Raw genomic sequence first — 20,360 nt, 5'->3', positions numbered from 1 at the left:
TCTAGGGACGGCCATTTCATACAGGTGGGAGTAGGATCAGAATGTGGAATCCCGATGCGTTTCTTGAGGAATTATTGTTCAGTGCACCGCCGCGGTATTCATTTCAAGCCGCAGATAAAATGCAATGGCAGGCATGGCGTTCCGCGCTAAAGGAAGCCTTTCTGCAAAAGCTGGCTATGCCGGAACGGAATCAAGTCAAGCTTAATCCCGTACTGCTTGAGAGGGTCGATTGCGGCGATTACATAAGAGAGCGGATCCAGCTGGAAACCGCGCCTCATCTGTCAATGCCCTGTTATGTGCTGAAGCCGAAGCAGGCGGCTGTGCCTGCGCTGATTGCCTGTCCCGGCCACGGCTACGGCAGCAAAGAACTCGTCGGCCTGCTTCCCGACGGCAGCGTCAGGCCGGGTGAGCCGGGGATCTATAAGGATTACCCGATCGAGTGGGCCCGCCGCGGCTGGACCGTCATCGTGCCCGAAATGCTGGGGCTAGGCGATAGACGGACTCAAGCCGATCAAAGCAAGCCCCCTAAGGAGCCGTCCTGCTTCCGGCTCGCCTCCAATTTGCTGATGATCGGCAAAACGCTGGCCGGGTACCGGGTGCATGAAATGATGTGCTGTGTCGACTATTTACTAGAGCAGCCCGAGGTCGCCCCGGACCGGATCGGCTGCATGGGCTTCTCCGGCGGCGGTCTGGTCATGGCTATGACGGCGGCGGTGGACGAACGAATTCGGGCGGCTGTCATCTGCGGCTACACGAACACCTACCGCGACAGCATACTGGCCAAGCCGCACTGCCTGGACAATTATATTCCGGGGCTGCTGAGCTGTGCGGAAATGCCGGATTTGTTCGGCTTGATCGCGCCCCGTCCGCTGTTCATCGAGTCTGGGCTGGACGACCCGGGATTTCCGGCCGCCGGTACGCAAAAGGCGATTCAGGCGCTGCAGACGATTTACGACGTCCTGGAGTGCGGCAGCCTGCTGGACTACGATCTGCATCCCGGCAAGCATGAGGTGTCCGGGCGCAAGGCCTATAACTGGCTGCAGCGCCAGCTCCAAGGCTAAGTTTGTGCTGCCGCGCTTCGGCGGCGCTGCGGCTGCGTACCCAGGCCGGCCAGCGGCCGAGGTCCGGCGCTTCCGCGGGAACGGGGACGTGCTGCGGGGCCTGAGCTTGCAAGCGGCTGAAGCCACGGCGCTTGGGCGGGCGTGGGGACGTGCTAAGCAGCTCATGATGGGTTCTTCTGTAAATGATGGTTGTGTGATAACTTCCATTTTACATGGAACCATTCATGGGCTTCTTTGTGTTTAGCTGCCGCACTTCATCTTATAATCCGTCATTTACAAATTACAATTATGAATTCTGTATTGCTGCTTATCTTGTAAATGGTAAAATTAATAGATCACCTATTTCTAATCTGTTTAGGGATAAGTACGTCTATTTATTAACATTACAGGGACGTAGATATAGTATTAAATTAGTCCAACTTCATTATCAGCGCCCCTTCAAAAATTGGAGGATGAAGTATGAAACAATTGAACAAAAAAGTTGCTATTGTGACAGGAGCAAGTCGTTCCACTGGTATAGGAGCAGCAGTTTGTCTTGCGCTTGCTCATGAGGGAGTAGATATATTTTTTACACATTGGTCTTCATTTGACGAGATTGAAGGTAATGGTGGAGAGAGAGATTTTCCCAATGTATTATGCGATAAAATAAGAAAAATCGGTGTGCGTTCCGATCATATGCAAGTTGACTTAAGTGATATGAACTCACCAGTTCTTATTTTGGATAAGGTAGAAGAAACACTGGGTACCCCTTGCATTTTGGTTAATAATGCAACCTACGAATCTCCTACAAATTTTCGTACATTTAACGGTGAAATATTAGATAAACATTATATGGTTAATAACCGGGGCACTTTGATGCTTTCTATGGAATTTGCGAGAAGGTATGAATTTTCATTCCCACAAGAAAAAATAGGTCGAATACTAAATCTGGTTTCAGGTGGGCCTGACCCCAATAATCTTGCTTATATAGCGACCAAAGGAATGATAATCGCAATAACTGAACCACTATCAGTTGCACTTGCACCTATAGGTATAACTGTAAATTCAGTTAATCCCGGCCCCACTGACTCTGGCTGGATAAATGACGATTTAAAACGAGATTTACTACCTCTTTTTCCGACTGGGCGTCTAGGAGAACCCGCTGATGCCGCGAAGATTATTAAATTTTTAGCAAGTGAGGATTCTTATTGGATTACGGGGCAAGTAATTAAATCTGAAGGCGGATTTTTAGGTAAGTAAATCAATCATAACACTTCATAAAATAAGACCGTCATCAGACGGCGGGCAACTCGTCCCAGTTTTGACGCCAGGACTTCACAATTAACGGCTACTTCTAGCCCCATACATCCTTGCGCTCATCCAGATCGGCACCAAATGACCATTCTCCCCCTAAAAAAAGCGGAGAGCGCATGTCATCCATGCCGCTCTCCACTTTCGTCGTTCAGCCACATGCCCCTGTACTGCCCGGGGGTCATGCCGGTCGCTTTTTTAAAATATCGGATAAAATTTTGCGGATTGTTATACTGCAGCCGCTGGGAAATATCGGTCACCTTCATTTCGGTTTCCATCAGCCATTTCTTGGCGATCTCCATCCGGTAAGACAGCAAATAATCCGTAAAATTAACGTTTAAGCTTTTTTTCAACGCACGTCTCAGATAGCTTGAATGGTAGTTTAGGCGGGAGGCGCATTCCTCAAGCGTTAAATCGCGATCATACTCCGTTTGGATAATACGGATCACTTCGTTTGAAATTTTCTGGTACGGCGCTTCCTTACTGCTTTCTTCCGCTTCGACAATCGGGCCGATAATCTGCTGGTGGAACCACTGCTCGATTTCCTGCACCGTATTCAGCCGTTTCAGCTGCTCATACAGCGGGATCGCGTTCGTATCCAGCGAGGAAATCGCCGTATCCGCCTGTTCCGGAAGATAGAGCAGATCCAGCAGCAGCTTCATCAGCCAGTTCTGCATCTGGTTATGGCTCAGCTCGCGGTTGGACAGGATTTGCAGAAACTCGCTCAGCAGCACGTGCGCCCGCTTGTCATCCGCAAATTTCACAGCCTCCACCAGCTGCTTCTCCAAATGCTCGGGGAAAAATACCATCTGCGTCTCCGGCTCTTCATTCTCAATAAAGAGAATCGTCTCCGTCTCTTTCGTAATTCGATATTTCAACGCATCCAGCCCTTCCGCATACGCCTTCGGTGTCAGCTCGTACGAAGTATAAGGCCGGCTGATTCCCGCGCTGACCGGAATGCCCAGAAATTTCAGCACATTCTCCTGCACCTGCTTGATAATACAGGACAGGAACTGCTTAAACTCCTCAATCGACTCGCCCTCCCCGGTAATTACCGTAATCTGCGACTGCTCCATGACGATAGGATACAGCCGGCGCTCTGCCGGTATCGTATCCTCGACGATATTGCTGATCGCATACAGCAGCAGGTCACGATCCTTTTCTCCGAAACGGGTACCCTCTAAGGAATCGATCCGGATGGCAGCAACGGCCAGCCAATCGGGCTCGGCCGGATCGCCGAACTGCCGCAGCTGCTCCTGGATCTCTTTGACCGGCAGCTCCCCCTGCACCAGCTTCAGGATGACGAACGGCCGCAATTCCTGCCGCAGCCTCTGAACATGACTGCTTACATGCAGATAGCTTTGCGACATTTTATCGATCCGGCGTTCGATGACCTGAAACTCATCCTGCGGCTCCTCGGCAGTCGAATCCTCCTCCGGATCGGCCGTTTTCTGATATAAGGAACGCAGCGGAGTATACAGCTTGTTGGTTCCTTGCAGCGACAGCATAATAACGAGGAGAATGATGATGGCACAGGCCCATAAGGTGACCCAGCCTATCGATTTGGATTCCCGCTTAATATCGTCCAACGACACCATGGACAGGTACGTCCACCCATTGTAGGACGATTTGCGGTAGGTGAAGCCGAATTCCTCCTGTCCCATCCGGCCGGTCAGATAGCCGTTCGGCTCGTTCGACTGCTGGACATCCCGGAGCATCGGCAGGCTGAGCAGCGTCTGCTCTACATCAGGCGTCATATTCGATTCCATGATCTCCCCTCTCTCGTCAAGCACGATCAGAGAGCCCAGCTCGCTGCTTTTCGGAATCATTTTGAACAGCTGCTGCGACGACATTTGCGTGACCAGAAAAGCGGTGGGGGGAGAAGTATAATTAGGAAATCGCTTGACCAAATAAATCGACGGCCGCTCCGTACTGCCGCCGCTCTTATCCTTCGCTGACAGGGTAATCCATTTGATCGGCTTATCCAGCTCGGCGAACAGCGCCGGGTAGCTCGGATCAAGCGGCTCCTCCAGCCTGGCGTAGCCCTTGTTGTTTATAATCCACTTCTGCTCCATATGGAGCAGCTCGATATCGCGAATACCTAGCTCGTAGATCTGAATACGCTGCATCGATTCGAGCAGCTTGTCGACGAGCGGATAATTTTTGGCATCAATCGGCGTTTGCAGCACATCGGTCACGGCCTGGGAATTACCCAGCTGAAAAATGGAAAAATCGATAATTTTCAATGTATTTTCCAGCTGGGTCTGCGTTTGCAGCAGCAGCTGGTCGTTGCCCTTCAACACTTTGCTCTCAATAAGACTCGACGATTTTATATACGAAAAAATGCCCAGCACCATAACGGGAATGGCGCCGAGCAGCAGGCATAACGTAAACAGCTTGACCTGGTACCGCGACAGCTTTGGCTTTATCACATGCGCTCAGTCCTTCTCGAAGAATCGTTGCTTTGCCCTCCATTATCGCATTAAGACTCATAAATTCAAATAATCTTCAGCGATACAATCATGGACAAACACCACCCGGTACCGGCAAGATCACTGAAAAGCCATCGCTGCAGGTGCGGATCCTCCTTCCCGGCTCAGGCTTCCCAAGCCGTTCGCTCAGCAAACGCGCAGCTGTTGTCCCCGAATATCTTGAATTCCTCCCGCGCTTGTAGCGGTGAAAATCAAGATCCGGAGACAACAGCGAATGTGCTGCGCTTTTGCAGACGGTTCCGCACTTACCGCTTCGTTTTCAGCGGTCTAGAGCGAAAACCGGACGGACGGTGTGCTGTATTTTTTTACAATTCCATGTGCTTCAGCTTTGGTGTATGGCTTGCGCACTATTTCTTCTGATTCTTCTCATACTCGGTCTTGTACTCAGTCATTACTTGGTCGCCGCCAAGCTTCTGCCAGTTGGCCACAGCCTGGCTAAAGCCGTTCTCATCCAGCTCGCCCATGATGAATTTGGTTCTCGCATCCGTGATGACCTGATCCAGCTGCTTGCCTTTTTCCATATATGTTTTGGACAGCAGTGGCAGCGCCGGATTCGGTACCGCAAACTTCTCGTTATCCTGGATCAGCTTCGTATACTTCTCAACGCTCGGATCGAGCTTGCCTGGCAGCGCCTTGCTGCCGTCGAACGTCATCATCTGGAACAGCGTATTATACACCTCGTCCGTATACACCTTCTCATCGATCCGGACCGCTTTGCCGTCTTCCAGCTTGTAATGCTTGCCCTCGATCCCCCAGTTGATCAGGTTTTGCACTTTCTCGTCTCCCAGCTTGTCGATAAACGACAGTACCTGCTTCAGCTCGGCTTCGGTTTTGACGCTGGTCTTAGGAATCATAAATACGCTGTTGTAGCCGCTGCCGCCCTGTACCTTGACGCCGGCCGGGCCGCTGATGCTTGCTACCGTGTCCAGCTTGGCATTCGGATTCGCTTTGTACAGATCGGTGAACCTTGCGTTCAAATCGTCCAGCGCGCCGATATAAACGCCGGCTTTGCCTTGATTGACCAATACCGTACGGTCACTTCACGACCGGGAAGTCGCTGTTGAACACTTTATCCTTGAACATTTGCTGAAGCATCTTCATCGTGTCGATATAAGGCTTGGTCATAAAGTCCGGCGTCATTTTGCCGTCCTTGTATTCCCAAGTATTCGGAGCTCCCATTACCGACAGGAAGTGGAAAATTTGCGCGCTGTTAGAATCGAACGAAATGCCGAACGTGTCGTTCTTGCCGTTCTTGTCCGGATCGTTGTACGTGAACGCCTTGAATACATTGAGCAGCTCGTCGAGCGTTTTCGGCTCGGACAGTCCGAGGTTATCCAGCCAGTCCTTACGGATAATAATGCCGTTGCGGGCCATCGCTCTCCACCGGAAAATACCGTATACCTTACCGTCGATCGACATGTTGTTCAAGCGTGTGGCATCGAGCGATTTCAGGTTCGGATAGTCCTTCAAATACGGTCCGAGCTCCCAGAACAAGCCTGCGCGGGCGGCGTCGATGATCGCCGGATTGCGGTCGTCCTTCACCAGCAGCAGCTGAGGCAGATCGCTCGCCACGGCGATGGAGGCCGTCACCTTCTCGCTATAGCTTGCGCTCGGCACCCATGTCACCTTCAAATTGGTGTTGGTGTACTGCTGCAGCAGCTTCATCGGCTCGCTGTCCATTTTTGGCGGCTCGGCCGTCAAATACTGATTCATCATCGTAATCTCGACGGGGCCTGTCGAAGCCGCAGCTCCGTCCTGTTTCCCCTCATTCCCGCTGCCGCAAGCGGAAGTCAGAACGAGCGACAAAGCTCCTGCAGCCGCCACACCGGCCTTAAGTAAACGTTTTGTTTGCATAATGTACAAAACCTCCTGATCCCCTGATTAATAGTATCGTCTTCTTTAGCTTCTTTACATTTCTTTAACGGATAACTTCCAGCGCTTCCATCTCAGATGAGCCCAGCGGGCAAGGGCAGGCGGCCGTCCCGCTTACCCTTTGACGGAGCCGAGCAGTACACCTTTGGCAAAATGCTTTTGCAGGAAAGGATATACCAGCAAAATCGGTACTGTCGATACGATGATGACGGCCATTTTGATAACCTCGCCGGGCGGAGCCACATAATCGCTGCCCAACTGTTGAGAGTCGCCGATGCCTCCCTGGGACAGGATGACAATCTGACGGAGCCACACCTGGATCGGCCATTTCGTGTTGTCGTTAATGTACAATACGGCGTTGAAAAAGGTGTTCCAATGGCCGACCGCATAAAACAGCGAGAAGGTAGCCATCGCCGGCAGCGATAAGGGCAGCACGATCCGCACGAGGATCTGGTAATCGTTACAGCCGTCGATCTTGGCCGCTTCTTCCAGGCCGTCAGGCAGCTGCTGGAAAAAATTGCGCAGAATAATCAGGTTAAACGCGCTGATCGCTCCAGGAATAAGCAGCGACGCATAGCTGTTGAGCAGCCCCAGCGATTTGACGACGAGGAACGTCGGAATCATGCCGCCGCTGAACAGCATCGTGAACAGAACCAGCATCATAATCGGCTTGCGTCCGATAAATTCGTTTCTGGCCAGCGGATAAGCGGTCAGTGTCGTGAAGATCAGGTTAATCAAGATGCCCCACAACCGTGATATACACGGTTACGCCCAAGCTCCACAGAATCGTTTTCGTGGAAAAAATATATCTGTAGCCGTCCAGCGAAAACTTGGTCGGAAACAGAACTACACCGCGCTGGAGCAGCTCCTCCGAAGCCGTAAAGGAACCTGACAGCACAAACAGAAACGGCACGATAGTAAATAAAGCGAAAACGACCAGCATTGCAACATTAACGATATCGAACAAGCGCGAGCCCAGAGTAGGTCGAATCATGGCCAATGCCTCCTTTTCTTGTTAGTAAACTCCTTGCTCGCCAAGCTTCTTGGCCGCTTTGTTCGCCCCGAGCACGAGGCACAGTCCGACCAGCGATTTGAACAAGCCGACCGCCGTGCTGAAGCTGAACTGTCCTTGCTGAACCCCGTTGACATAAACATAGGTGTCGAACACCTCGCCTACTTGGCGGTTCGTCGAATTCAGCATCAGGAAAATCTGCTCGAAGCCGGTATCGAGAAAGTTGCCGAGCCGCAGAATGAACAAAATAACGATCGTGCTGCGGATGGCGGGCAGCGTAATATGCCACAGCTGGCGGTACCGGCTCGCCCCGTCAATTTTCGCCGCTTCATACAATGTAGGATCGACGCCGGACAAAGCCGCGAGGAAAATAATCGTTCCCCAGCCGGATTCCTTCCAGATCACTTCCAAAATAATCATTGGACGGAACCAGTCGTTCGACATCAGAAAGTTCAGCTTCGGCAGCCCTGCGTCGACGAGCATATTCGTAAAGATCCCGCCCTCCGAGGAAAAGAACGTGTACACCATCCCGACAACAACGACCCAGGATACGAAGTGGGGAATGTAAATCGCCGTTTGAATCGAGCGCTTGAACCATTCGATCCTCAGCTCATTGAGCATCAGCGCAATGACAATCGGAATCGGGAAGAAAAAGACGATGTTGTAGATGGCCAGTACAAACGTGTTCTTTAATAGAAGCCAAAAGACAGGATCATGGAAAAAGCGGTCGAAATGCTTGAGGCCCACCCATGGGCTGTCCCAAAAGCCCCTGAAAGGCAAGTAATCCTTAAAAGCGATCAGTACGCCCCACATCGGTAAATATTTAAATAGAATAAAGTAGATCAGCCCCGGGGCGATCATGACATACAAATGCGGACTTTTCATAATTCGCTGCCTTAGCAAGCCCGCCCTGCTGCCAAGCCCGAGCTTTGGCGCCTGCGCCGTTTGTGTTTTCAAGCGTTATGTCTCCTTTCATGTAGCTGTGGGATAAGACGCAGCCAGCACATCTTCTACGCGGACGGGACGGTTCTCCTTCACGGACCGCCACACGGCTTCGCCGGTGCCGATCGAATCTGCGCCGTCCCGCGAGCCGGATAAGATCGGATACTGGCGTTTCGGGTCGGGACCCAGGAACAGATCCTCAAGCAGTACGGGATCGCCGCCCCCATGGCCGCCTTCGCGATGAACGACATGGATCGTTTCCTTCGAGCCGAACAGCGGGAAATAGTCGATCGTCTGCACCGGAACAGGGAACGGAACCCGGCTGGCTGAGTGATACTCCGTCGTTTCAATCCGGCCCTTCGTTCCGTTAATCGCCAAACGATAGCCTTCATAAGGAAGAGAGAAATTGACGGAGTAGGACAGCAGCGCGCCGCCGTCGTACTTGACGTTGACCGAGTACGTATCTTCGATATTAATGACGGAATCGTAGATACAGGCATCCGCCCGGTACTCGCTGTAAGGGGCTGCGGAAAGATTCGAGCTGACCGCCCCGATGTGATCGTCCTTCACTGTCCCCTCCTTGCTGCGGGTCGACCAGCGCATAAAGTAAGCACAGTCCGCCTTCACTTCACAGGTCTCACAGTGGCGCCCGTCTTCCTTCTTCGGGTTCAACGGACCGTCAGGACCGTAATAGTTCAGCGCGCCGAATGCGAATACTTCCACCGGCCGCTGGCCAATCCACCAATTCACCAGATCGAAATGGTGAGAGCTTTTATGAATGGAGAGGCCTCCCGAATGCTCCCGCACACGGTTCCAACGTTTAAAGTAGCTGGCTCCGTGATAAGTGTCAATGTACCAGTTCAGGTCCACGGATGTGACCCGGCCTACCTTGCCCTCCAGCACCAGCTCCTTGATACGGCTGTGAATGGGCGAATACCGATAGTTGAACGATACCGTAACCTTGCCCTTGCTCCGCTGCTCCGCATCCAGAATGCGGCGGCAGTCCGCGCCGGTCGTCGCCATCGGCTTCTCGGTAATGACGTCGAGATCCTTGGCAAGCGCCTGCAAAATGTACGTTACATGCGTATCGTCCCGTCCGGTTACAATAATGACATCCGGCTCGGTCTCACCGGACCAGCGCGTCGAAATCGTCCGGACCGTACTCCTTAACGGAGGCGAGCTCCGGATATTTGCTTTTGCAGACCTCGAATCGTCTCGGATCGATATCGAGCAATCCGACGATTTCAGCCTGGCTGGAAAATGTTTTTAGCATCGGACCGATGAACATTTTCATGCTCCGGTTGCTGACCCCGCATATCGCGTATTTTTTCTTCATCGTAACAAGGCACCTCGTTTTCCATTGTGTGTTCATCCCCGTTCGGAATGACTTCATTATTTCCTACATCCCGGTAACAGGCTACAATCCGGACAGCGACAGTTGCGGCGAACCCCCGGGAAAGCCGGGCCGGCTGCGCTTATTGCCGCTTCAGGCGGGCGTAATAATCCTCAGCGCTACAGGCGATGCTCTTTAGAGACACCACGCGGACAAGCGCGTTTGCATGGTTCAAATAGTCTTGAGAAGGCTGCTCACAGATTTAAGTGCAGCTGTGTGTCCACGCGTATGAGCGTGGGAGACCATGGGTATGGGGCTCCAATCGCTGTTAAACCTGTGTCCAATTTGAATATAACTTAGAATGGTAAGGACACAGGTTTAAAGGCGACCGCTGACGCTTTTCCGCCCCATACCCATGGCCTCTCTGGTTCGACTTTCAGTGCATACTTCTACTTTACTACTAATTTACTCTCTGTACTTCCCGCTTCTCTCTGCTTTACTTGCCTTGCATGAAAAAGGTGCCCCGCCGTCATAAAGACGAGGCGGAGACCTGCTCCCGCGAAAGCGCTGATAATCCGGTGCCGGTCTGGATAAAGACCGTCAGCCTATTTGATTACCGTCAGCATCGCGTTCATTTTTTCTTCATCGATTTCAATGCCGAGACCCTGGACCTTCCGGAACGTAAATCCGGCCGTCCTGCACTTTGAAATCGGATTTCACCATCTGCCCGCGCAGGTTGTGCTTTTCGATGGAATATTCGTAGTAGCTGTTGCATTCCGGCGTGCTTGCCGCCAGATGCAGGGCGGCTGCAAAGCCGATTCCGCGCGTCGTGTTATGCGGCACATAGTTGATGCCGAAAGCCCGGCAGAGCGTCGACGCCCGTTTGGCGCTCAGCAGCCCGCCGCATTTGATCGGGTCGGCGGCATACAGATGGCAGCCACCGCGCGCGATAAAATCGCGGAAGGTGAAAATGTTCCAGTCCTGCTCGCCGACGTGAATCGGTACCGGCAGCGTATGAGCCAGCTTCACATAAGCTTCAATATCAAAATACGGGCATGGTTCCTCGAAATGATGGATATCATAAGCCTTGATTTTATCGTACAGCTGTACTGCCTGAATATAAGTATAAGAGCTGTTTCCGTCGATCATCAAACGGACATTCGGTCCGATTGCTTCGCGCACGCGCCGAACCTTTTCCGCATCGTCGTTAAGATCTACAGGCAGGCCCGTACCGTAACGGGAACCGACCTTGATTTTTACCGCACCGAAATGGTATGCCTCGATGCCTTCCTTCAGCTTCTCCACTTCCTGGTCGTGCGTCAGGTCCCGGCTCATGCTCGAGCCGTACAGCGGAATCGTTTCCCGGTACTTACCGCCGAGCAGGTTGTACAACGGCTGGTTCAAAAATTTCGCGCGTGCATCCCAAAGCGCAATTTCCACGCCGCTGTAGGCCGCCGCCAGCATTTGGCCGGAGATTTTGTAATGCTTGCGCATGACGTTCTCCTCGATCCGTTCAATATTGAACGGATCGCTGCCGATAATTTGCGGCTTAATGATTTCTTGAATGATTTTGACCAAAATTTCGGCGCGCATCGGACTGCTCTCGCCGAAGCCCGATACCCCTTCATCCGTATCTACTTTTACATAGAGCAGGCCACTCGCCACATAACAAGTCAAATCGGTTACTTTCATCGTTCGCCTCCTGAACTTAGGCCTGAAGCCGGTTTATTTGTTCGGATCTTTTGCGTACTGGTCATTGAATTCCTGGGTCACTTTGTCTCCGCCTGCTTTGCTCCAGCTGTCCAGCGCACGCTTCCAGCCCGCTTCGTCCAATTCGCCCATGATATATTTGATGCGCGCGTCGTTGACGATTTTATTCAGCTCGGCACTCTTCTGATTCCAGGTATCGGAGGTGTATGCCGCCGCAGGGTTCGCTATCAGATTGCCCTCCACCGCTTTCTTGGCATCTTTATACTTCTTCACGTTCGGCTCTACATCGCCGGCCATAGCCCGGGAACCGTCGGATACTTGAAGCGTTTGCTCCAGCTGAACCACTTCGGTGTTGTATTTATCCAGCTGCTCCGGCGTACGCGTCGGCTTGCCGTTCTGCATCGTGTAGTGCACGCCTTCCAAGCCCCATTCGAAGATGTTCTGCGCGCCGTCTTCGGAAATTTTATCAAAGAAGGCCAAGATTTGCCGCAGCTGCGCTTCGGTTTTGACGCTTGATTTCGGGAAGACGAATTCACCGGTATACCCTGGGTCCATTAAAACTTTGACGCCGTTCTTCCCGTTCAGCGATGCCGTTACTTCCAGCTCTGCCTTCGGATTCACCTTGTACAGCTGAGAATGTCTTGTAATCTGGTCGGGGTCGCCCATACGGAGGCCGTACTGCCCTTTATCCATATTGTCAATATTTTGCGGTCTTGTCGCCAGCGCGAAATCCTGATTCATCAGCTTCTCTTGATACAGCTTGCGATAAAAATTCATTGTATCCAAATAAGCCTGGCTGAACAGAGTGGACTGCAGCTTGCCGTCCTTCACGTCCCACATATTGCCGCCGCCAAAGGCCGCCAGCAGGAAGTTAAATCCGCGGATGGACATCTCCTCGGCGAAACCGACGGTATCGTTCTTGCCGTTTTTATCCGGATCGTTTTGGGTAAACGCTTTAATTGTGTTATACAGCTCGTCGACCGTTGTCGGCGCCTTCATGCCGAGCGCATCGAGCCAGTCCTTGCGGTAAATAACGCCGTTTCCGACCAAAGCCCGGCTCCGGAAGATGGAATACAGCTTCCCGTCCAGGGAAACGTTTTTGAGCACCTGTTTGTTCAGCGAACGCTCCAGGTTCGGATAATCCTTCAGGTAAGGCCCGATTTCCCAGAAATATCCGGAGCGCATTGCATTAATTACCGTTTGGGGCCGCATGCAGCAGCACAACCATCGGCAGCGTACCGGAAGCGATCGTCGCATTCAGCTTATCCGTGTACGTTGTTCCCGGAACCCACTGGATTTCCAGCTTCGTGTTGCTGTACTTTTCAATTGCCGCAATGACCGGGTCGTCAGGACGCGGCGGCTCGGCCACAATGCTCTGGTTCATCATTGTAATTTTGAACGGCTCCTGGGACTTGCCCGCTGCCGGAGCCTGTCCCGCTTTACTGTCTGTGCCGCCGCTGCAGCCGGCTGCAAGCATGACGCTTGCAGCGGTTAATGCCAATGCCGGCTTGCGCCATCTGTTCTTCTGGTTTGCCATTGTAAATACCCCCTTGATTGTTGGATCAGTCAAAAGCTTTTTATCTAGATGCCTCCATAGAAGGAGACCGTCTATTCGTAGAAAATCGCGCTGCTTACCCTTTTACCGAACCGATCATAGCGCCTTTGGCGAAATGCTTCTGCAAAAACGGATATACGCAAAGGATCGGCAGCGTAGAAATAACGATAACAGCCATCTTCACGATTTGTGAAGGCGGGATAACATAGGAGCTGTCGAATACCGTGGAGTCTCCCGCTCCGCCTTGCGACAAGATGACGATCTGACGCAGCCATACTTGAACGGGCCACTTCATATTATCGTTGATGTACAGCACCGCGTGGAAGAACGAATTCCAATGTCCGACGGCATAAAACAATGTAAATGTCGCAAGTGCAGGCAGTGAAAGCGGAATCATAATTTGCCACAAAATGCGCATATCGTTGCAGCCGTCAATTTTGGCCGCTTCCTCCAAGCCTTCGGGCACCTGCTGAAAGAAATTGCGCATGACGATCAAATTGAAGGCATTGATCGCATTGGGCAGCAGCAGAGACCAGTAGGAATCGAGCAGTCCAAGCCATTTGACGATCAGGAAGGTCGGAATCATCCCGCCGCTGAACAGCATGGAGAACGTGACCAGCAGCATAATCGTTTTGCGGCCATCCAATTCTCTGCGCGATAACGGATAAGCCATCAAGGTGGTCAGCAGCAAGTTAACGAAGCTGCCCTGCGACCGTAATGAATATTGTAACCAGCAAACTGTGGAATATGACATTCGAGGAAAGAATGTACTGGTACCCGGCCAGCGAAAACTTCGTCGGAAACAGCAGCAGCGGGTGAGCCAGAAATTCCGCCGGGTCCGTCAACGAACCCGAGACGATATAAATAAATGGCAGCAGTGTACACATGGCGATTACAAACAAAAGAACATAGTTGAATCCATCGAAGATTCGGCTTCCAAGCGACTTATAATTCATCTCTTCTTCACTCCTTGTCTGTACGTTTGTCTAGCGATCCTCAGTATTAATAAATGCCTTCTTCTCCGGCCTTCTTGGCCAAATAGTTGGAGCCTACGACCAGCGCGATGCCGATTACCGACTTAAACAGGTTCGATGCGGTAGCATAGCTGAACTGTCCCTGCTGCACACCGCTGGTATATACGAAGGTATCGAATACCTCGCCAACCTCGCGGTTCATCGGATTGAGCATCAAAAAGATTTGCTCGAAGCCGGAGTCCATAAAATTGCCCAGCCGCAGAATAAGCAGAATGACGACCGTGCTCTTGATCGCAGGCAGGGTTACGTGAAGCATTTGCTGCCAGCGGTTCGCTCCGTCCATGCGCGCCGCTTCATAGAGCTGAACGTCCACACCCGAAAGCGCTGCCAAAAAAAGAATTGTTCCCCAGCCCGTTTCCTTCCATAATACTTCCCCGATGACCATCGGACGGAACCATTCGTTGCTTAGAAGAAAGCTCTTCTGCTGAATGCCCATCTCCGCCAGCAGGTTGTTCACAATGCCGCCTTCCGGCGTAAACAAAATGTACGCAATCCCTACAACGACAACCCAGGAAATAAAATGCGGGATGTAAATCATCGTTTGAATGAAACGCTTGTACATTTCCGACCGCAGCTCGTTAAGAAGCAAGGAAATAACAATCGGCAGCGGAAAGAAGAAGAACAGATTGTAAAGCGCCAGAATGACGGTGTTCTTAAAAATAAGACCGAATGACGGATCGGCGAAAAACTTCGTGAAATTATCGAAGCCGATCCATTCGCTGCCCCAGAATCCCATGAACGGCGAATAGTTCTGAAAAGCGATCATGACTCCCCACATCGGTAAATATTTGAATAGAATAAAATAGATGACCCCCGGCAGAAGCATAAAGTAAAGCCACCGGTTTTTTACCAGACGTTTCATTAAGGCGAGCCTTGGATTCATCGTCCGGGATTTGTTTTGGGTTTTGTTTAATGTTTGACTGTACAATTTCATCCCCCATCTCCTATCGATATTTCGTTGCCGTACTCAAACCATAACACGGTGCCCGATGACATCCTAGAATCCTCAACCGCACAATAAGAAAACCCAGCATCACACAATGCCGGGTTCCCCTATAATCCTTAGCCAACCACTGCATAATCATCATCCAACCCGCAATTTACGTCCCTGACACACCATGGTTGTGCCGTCATTCCTTCTTACAGGCATGCGGCCCCCGGTTGTTTCTCAGGCGTTATTCCTTCTCCTGATGTGCGGCTGCGTACGGCTACGACAGGCTCCTGAGTTGTTTACTCCTTCTCCTGGGCATGCAGCTCCCGGTATTTCCCCGGCGTCATCCCTTCCATCTTCCGGAAGTACCGGATAAAGTTTTGCGAATTGTGGTAACATAGCTTTTCCGCGATTTCCGAAATCTTGGCATCCGTCTTGGTCAGCATTTCCTTAGCCATGAGCAGCCGGTAATGCGCCAGATAATCGCTGAAGTTCATGCCCAGCTCGTTCTTCAGCACCCGGCTGATGTAATTCGGATGATAGTGCAGTCTGGATGCGCACAGCTCCAGTGTCATTTCCGTATCGTACTCTTCTTCGACCATCCGTGTGATCGTTTGAACCAGCAGCTGATTCTTGGACTGCTTCCGCGTTTCAAGATGAGGAAGCATCGGAAGGATAATATCTTTATACAGCCAATGCCTGATCTCGTCCACCTTATGGAACGTGTACAGCTGTTGAAGAAGCAGCTGGTTGTCCCCGTACACCGATTGGAGCGGTATATCCGCTTCTTGAAGCAGCCGGATCAGATCGGCGAACAAGCGGAGAAACGAGGCCTGATAATCGATATAGGTGCCGTGCTGCAGAGTAATTTCCGTAAAAAATCGCTCCAGCGAAGGCTCCAGCTTGTCCCGCTCCACATACTTGATCGCTTGAAGCAGCTCCTTCTCGGCCTGCTCGGGGAAGCTGACCGACGGGCCGTCCCCTTCCTTGGCGCCGTCGTCATAGTACAGAATCGAAGCGTGCTCCGCCAGCAGGCCCTGCTTCAACGCCTCCTTCGCCTCCGCAAAGGCGGGATACGCCTCCATCAGCTGCGCATAAGGACGGCTGATGCCGATGCTGATCGAAAGACCGAGGAAGCGCCGCAGCTCCTGCTCAATGCGCTCGGCGGTCGTTGCCATAAACTGCTTGAAGTGTTCCAGCGAAGGCTCATCGGTGTACAGGATCGTCACCTGATGATTTTGCACGATAATAGGCATCAGGCAGTTTTTATTCGGCACAATATCGCTTACCATATTGTTTACGGCAAATTGCAGCAGCTCGCGGTCCTTCTCGTCATACCTCGTGCCCTTCAACGAATCGATCTGGAGCACAAGAACGCTCATCCACTTCAGCTCAAGCGGCGGATCATATACCATGATCGACAGCTTGTCCCGAATATCGCCCGGCCTGAACTCTCCTTGGACCAGCTTCAGCACGAACAGCTCCTCCAGCTGCCGGATCTGTCCCTTCAGCTGCTGTGACAGCTGAGTCTGCAAATCCTGCAGGTTGGCGATATTCTGATTAATCACATCAAATTCATTGCGTTCGGCCTTTCGCGACGGAGAGTCGCCGCCTTGCGCTTGACCGACACTCGCAAAGCAAATATCGTACAGACGCTGAATCGGGCTGTACAGCCGCCGCGAATATTGAATCGAGATCACATTCGCCGCAAGCAGCAGGCCCAGGCAGCCGAGCAGCATCATCCAGCTTGTCTTCCAGGTGGCTTTGCGGATTTCATCGGAAGGCACGATGGAAACGTAAAGCCACCCGTTGAAAGAGGACTTCTGGTATTCGACACCGACCCGATGATGGTTGAACTCGGCAGAGACGATGCCTGACTGGTTTTCGGTCATATCCAGACCTTGAATAAAAGACTGCAGCTCGGATACGGGATAGACGGAGCTTTGGTTCTGCTCGACCAGCAGCCCGTTCGCCCCGTCGAAAATAAAGATTTCGCCAAGCGAATTGTTTTGCGATAAGAGACGGAACAGCTCGTGCGTAGAGATCTCCGCAATGAGCAGGCCCTGCGGGCGATCGGAGATGGCCGGGATTTTTTTGACCAGATGGACGAAACGCTCGTTCGGAATCGATACGCCGCGAGCCAAGCTGCTGTCCTCCGCAGTCCAGTACGAATCTCCGGATACGTTCACATATTGTTTAATTTGCGGCCCGCTGCTGACAGCGTTTACAAGCTGCAGCCCATAATTGCTCAGTAGCCATCCGTTTTGCAAGCCGACCAGCGCCACGTCATTGAGACCGAAGTCGAATCTTTGAATCTGGTTCAAATTGGATGCCAGCTCCTGCTCGAATTGAAAATCGGCAGGCGTCAAGTTTTGAGACATGGACTGAATAACCGCCTTGTTATCGACCAGCCGCTGCAGCGACAGATCGACCCCCTGCAGCACCTGCTCTACGCGCAGACGGGTCTGCTCCAGAATATGACGGTTGCCCTCGTCGACCTTATCCTGAATCGATTGCGAGAATTTAAAGTAAAACAGCACACCCAGCAAAATAATCGGCAGCGTGCTGATCAGCGTACTGAACAGGAGCAGCTTGGCATGATAACTATGAAGCCGGTACATAGCACACCTCCATGAGGTATAAATTTGACTTTTATTCTACCCGATAGTTCCGCTTCCGTCACGAACATTTCGCTGTCAGCCGGAATAATCGGGAATCGCACGTTCTTCCCCTTCCAGAATATTCCTTGCGGCTTTCGGCAAAGAACTTTTTAAAACCCATTGACATGCGGCGAAATGTGTAGGAATATATGGTAAATGCATTATTTAAAACGTTGTTCATTATTTTGAACAAAGGGGTGTGGTTATGAAATTTGTACGATTTACCCTTGCTGGTGAAACCCAAGTACGCAGCGGCACGATCCAGGAATCGCTTATCCGCGAGTTCACAGGCGACCCGTTCAGCCGGTTCGATTATACCGGCCGGGAATTTGATCTGAGTTCCGTCTCTCTACAGGCTCCCCTCATTCCGAAGCATATAATCGGCGTCGGAAAAAACTTTGCGGCGAACGATGTGACGAAGCCTCCCATTCCCGAGCTGCCCGTCCTTTTCTTCAAGCCGCTGACCAGCGTCATCGGGCCGGGCGATACCATCATCCTGCCTCCCGTGCCGGATGCGGTTAAATACGAGTCCGAGCTGGCCGTCGTGATCGGGAAGACAGCCAAAAACATCGCGGCGGCCGAAGCCGACAGCATCATCTTCGGCTTCACCGTATCCAACGATATGAGCGCCTCCGGCTTTTACCACCCGGAAGGACACTGGACGATCGGCAAGTCGTTCGATACGTTCTGCCCGCTCGGTCCGGTGATTGAAACCGAGTTCGATTACCGTTCGGCACGAATCCAGTCCGAGGTGAACGGGATCCGGAAACAGGACAGCTCCATCGAGCGGATGATTACGCCGGTCAACGAGCTGATTGCTTATATCAGCGGCTTTATGACGCTGTCGCCCGGCGATATTATCCTAACCGGCACTCCGCCGGGAGCCGTCAACGTCAGCGACGGCGATCAGGTCGATTGCATCGTCGAGGGAATCGGCCGCCTGAGCAATCCGGTCAAAGCATCAACCTATTAAATAGAAAATCATGGAAACGGAGTGGGACACATGGCAATAAGCACTAGCGTCGTTTTTCGTGTCGAGATCGATAAAACCAAGCTGACCTTCGGAGAGCTGGCAACGGCTATCAACGCATCCGGCGGGGATATTACCGCTGTCGACGTTATTCGCGCCGGCAAGCAAGTAACGGTTCGGGATATCACGGTCGAAATGAACGTAGATATTCATGACCGGCTGACCGATGCTATACAAGCACTGCCCGGAATTAACATTATCCATATGTCGGACAGCACCTTCCTGGCCCACTTGGGCGGTAAAATTCAGGTTACCCCAAAAACACCGATCAAAAACCGGGATGATCTGTCCCGCGTCTATACGCCGGGCGTTGCCCGGATCAGCACGGCGATTCACGAAGATCCGAGCAAGGCTTTCTCGTTAACCATCAAACGCAACACCGTCGCCGTCGTTACGGATGGCACAGCCGTGCTCGGCCTGGGCGATATCGGCCCCGAAGCCGCCTTGCCGGTCATGGAGGGCAAGGCGATGCTGTTCAAGCAGTTCGCCGATATCGACGCCTTCCCGATCTGCCTGCAATCCAAGGATACGGATGAAATTGTGCAGATCGTCAAAGCGATCGCACCGACTTTCGGAGGTATCAACCTAGAGGATATCAGTTCCCCCCGCTGCTTCGAGATCGAGCGCCGTCTTCAGGAGGAATTGAACATCCCGGTATTCCACGACGATCAGCACGGTACGGCTGTCGTCATTCTGGCCGGCATCCTCAATGCGCTGAAGCTGGTGAACAAAGCGATTGAAGACGTCCGTGTCGTCGTCTGCGGCGTCGGCGCGGCAGGCGCGGCTTGCATCGAGATGCTGCTTGCCGCCGGCGTCAAACGGCTGATTGCCGTTGACCGCCCGGGCGCGCTGGTGCCCGGCACAGAGTACAACCATCCTACGCTGGACCGGATCGCCAAGGTGACTAATCCCGAGCGCAAGCAGGGGCTGCTTAGCGATGTCATCGAGGGAGCCGACGTGTTCATCGGCGTCTCCGGCCCCAACGTGCTGAAGGTGACCGACTTGCAGCGGATGGGCCGCGATCCGATCGTCTTTGCGATGGCGAATCCCGAGCCGGAGATCGATCCGGATCTCGCCGAGCCTTACGTGAAAGTGCTTGCCACAGGCAGAAGCGACTATCCGAACCAGATCAACAACGTGCTCTGCTTCCCCGGCATTTTCCGGGGCGCCCTCGATTGCCGCGCCTCCATCATCAATGAAGAAATGAAGCTGGCTGCGGCCCGCGCCATTGCTTCCATGGTGACCGAGGATGAGCTGAATGAATATTACATCATCCCGAGTATTTTTAACGATCAGGTTGTGCGCAGCGTCCGCGACGCGGTTGTACAGGCAGCGATGCAATCCGGTGTCGCCAAACGGATTCCGAAGGAATTCCGGACCGATGAAGCCGCATCCGCCCAGTCCCTGCAAGAAGATAAGCTGATTTTGCAATAATTTT

At 52.3% G+C, this 20,360-nt stretch carries 12 protein-coding genes and 3 pseudogenes; 4 read left to right on the top strand and 11 right to left on the bottom strand.

Annotated elements, in window-relative coordinates; genetic code table 11:
* The first annotated feature begins 41 nt into the window (after positions 1 to 41).
* The gene (locus tag ACHHV8_RS07665) at positions 42 to 1,061 is read left to right on the top strand and encodes a dienelactone hydrolase family protein (RefSeq protein WP_395157748.1); all 1,020 of its coding nucleotides are present in this window, start codon (positions 42 to 44) and stop codon (positions 1,059 to 1,061) included.
* A 459-nt stretch (positions 1,062 to 1,520) separates the two neighbouring features.
* On the top strand, positions 1,521 to 2,300 hold the full coding sequence (locus ACHHV8_RS07660; protein WP_395157747.1) for an SDR family oxidoreductase: 780 nt from the start codon (positions 1,521 to 1,523) through the stop codon (positions 2,298 to 2,300).
* A 173-nt stretch (positions 2,301 to 2,473) separates the two neighbouring features.
* Here the strand turns inward: ACHHV8_RS07660 and ACHHV8_RS07655 are convergent, their stop codons facing one another.
* The 11 genes and pseudogenes from ACHHV8_RS07655 to ACHHV8_RS07605 all read right to left on the bottom strand — a co-directional run bounded on the left by ACHHV8_RS07655 (position 2,474) and on the right by ACHHV8_RS07605 (position 17,853).
* Complete coding sequence (locus ACHHV8_RS07655) at positions 2,474 to 4,783, bottom strand: helix-turn-helix domain-containing protein (protein ID WP_395157746.1); 2,310 nt, start codon at positions 4,781 to 4,783, stop codon at positions 2,474 to 2,476.
* 407 nt (positions 4,784 to 5,190) lie between these two features.
* Positions 5,191 to 5,868, bottom strand: coding sequence for a type 2 periplasmic-binding domain-containing protein (locus ACHHV8_RS07650; RefSeq protein WP_395157745.1), 678 nt, complete (start codon positions 5,866 to 5,868; stop codon positions 5,191 to 5,193).
* Between the two features lie 10 nt (positions 5,869 to 5,878).
* Complete coding sequence (locus ACHHV8_RS07645; RefSeq protein ID WP_395157744.1) at positions 5,879 to 6,697, bottom strand: extracellular solute-binding protein; 819 nt, start codon at positions 6,695 to 6,697, stop codon at positions 5,879 to 5,881.
* Between the two features lie 132 nt (positions 6,698 to 6,829).
* Positions 6,830 to 7,709 (bottom strand): annotated as a pseudogene (locus ACHHV8_RS07640) (carbohydrate ABC transporter permease).
* A 21-nt stretch (positions 7,710 to 7,730) separates the two neighbouring features.
* Positions 7,731 to 8,612, bottom strand: coding sequence for an ABC transporter permease (locus tag ACHHV8_RS07635; protein ID WP_395163449.1), 882 nt, complete (start codon positions 8,610 to 8,612; stop codon positions 7,731 to 7,733).
* Positions 8,613 to 8,699: 87 nt separating this feature from the next.
* Positions 8,700 to 10,005: pseudogene (locus ACHHV8_RS07630) on the bottom strand (Gfo/Idh/MocA family protein).
* A 648-nt stretch (positions 10,006 to 10,653) separates the two neighbouring features.
* Complete coding sequence (locus ACHHV8_RS07625; RefSeq protein ID WP_395157743.1) at positions 10,654 to 11,694, bottom strand: mandelate racemase/muconate lactonizing enzyme family protein; 1,041 nt, start codon at positions 11,692 to 11,694, stop codon at positions 10,654 to 10,656.
* 33 nt (positions 11,695 to 11,727) lie between these two features.
* A complete protein-coding gene (locus ACHHV8_RS07620; RefSeq protein ID WP_395157742.1) occupies positions 11,728 to 12,924 on the bottom strand; it encodes a type 2 periplasmic-binding domain-containing protein in 1,197 nt (398 codons plus the stop codon).
* Between the two features lie 419 nt (positions 12,925 to 13,343).
* Positions 13,344 to 14,223 (bottom strand): annotated as a pseudogene (locus tag ACHHV8_RS07615) (carbohydrate ABC transporter permease).
* A 46-nt stretch (positions 14,224 to 14,269) separates the two neighbouring features.
* Positions 14,270 to 15,184: an ABC transporter permease gene (locus ACHHV8_RS07610; protein ID WP_395163448.1), complete on the bottom strand. Its 915-nt coding sequence runs from the start codon at positions 15,182 to 15,184 to the stop codon at positions 14,270 to 14,272.
* A 347-nt stretch (positions 15,185 to 15,531) separates the two neighbouring features.
* On the bottom strand, positions 15,532 to 17,853 hold the full coding sequence (locus ACHHV8_RS07605) for a helix-turn-helix domain-containing protein (protein ID WP_395157741.1): 2,322 nt from the start codon (positions 17,851 to 17,853) through the stop codon (positions 15,532 to 15,534).
* Positions 17,854 to 18,097: 244 nt separating this feature from the next.
* Between ACHHV8_RS07605 and ACHHV8_RS07600 the strand changes: the two genes are divergently transcribed.
* The gene (locus ACHHV8_RS07600; protein ID WP_395157740.1) at positions 18,098 to 18,865 is read left to right on the top strand and encodes a fumarylacetoacetate hydrolase family protein; all 768 of its coding nucleotides are present in this window, start codon (positions 18,098 to 18,100) and stop codon (positions 18,863 to 18,865) included.
* A 30-nt stretch (positions 18,866 to 18,895) separates the two neighbouring features.
* Positions 18,896 to 20,356 carry an NAD-dependent malic enzyme gene (locus ACHHV8_RS07595; RefSeq protein WP_395157739.1) on the top strand — a complete coding sequence of 487 codons (1,461 nt, stop codon included), beginning with the start codon at positions 18,896 to 18,898 and terminating at the stop codon, positions 20,354 to 20,356.
* The last annotated feature ends 4 nt before the right edge of the window (positions 20,357 to 20,360 follow it).

This window comes from Paenibacillus sp. TAB_01 (genome assembly GCF_043945595.1).
Taxonomy (GTDB): domain Bacteria; phylum Bacillota; class Bacilli; order Paenibacillales; family NBRC-103111; genus Paenibacillus_S.
This window is presented reverse-complemented; position numbering and strand designations above follow the sequence as displayed.

Excerpts from the sequence above, each read along its gene's own strand:
- ACHHV8_RS07625 (WP_395157743.1), bottom strand. The coding sequence starts at position 11,694 with ATGAAAGTAACCGATTTGACTTGTTATGTGGCGAGTGGCCTGCTCTAT.
- ACHHV8_RS07645 (WP_395157744.1), bottom strand. The coding sequence starts at position 6,697 with ATGCAAACAAAACGTTTACTTAAGGCCGGTGTGGCGGCTGCAGGAGCT.
- ACHHV8_RS07605 (WP_395157741.1), bottom strand. The coding sequence starts at position 17,853 with ATGTACCGGCTTCATAGTTATCATGCCAAGCTGCTCCTGTTCAGTACG.
- ACHHV8_RS07665 (WP_395157748.1), top strand. The coding sequence starts at position 42 with ATGTGGAATCCCGATGCGTTTCTTGAGGAATTATTGTTCAGTGCACCG.
- ACHHV8_RS07610 (WP_395163448.1), bottom strand. The coding sequence starts at position 15,184 with ATGAATCCAAGGCTCGCCTTAATGAAACGTCTGGTAAAAAACCGGTGG.
- ACHHV8_RS07635 (WP_395163449.1), bottom strand. The coding sequence starts at position 8,612 with ATGAAAAGTCCGCATTTGTATGTCATGATCGCCCCGGGGCTGATCTAC.
- ACHHV8_RS07660 (WP_395157747.1), top strand. The coding sequence starts at position 1,521 with ATGAAACAATTGAACAAAAAAGTTGCTATTGTGACAGGAGCAAGTCGT.
- ACHHV8_RS07600 (WP_395157740.1), top strand. The coding sequence starts at position 18,098 with ATGAAATTTGTACGATTTACCCTTGCTGGTGAAACCCAAGTACGCAGC.
- ACHHV8_RS07595 (WP_395157739.1), top strand. The coding sequence starts at position 18,896 with ATGGCAATAAGCACTAGCGTCGTTTTTCGTGTCGAGATCGATAAAACC.
- ACHHV8_RS07620 (WP_395157742.1), bottom strand. The coding sequence starts at position 12,924 with ATGCGGCCCCAAACGGTAATTAATGCAATGCGCTCCGGATATTTCTGG.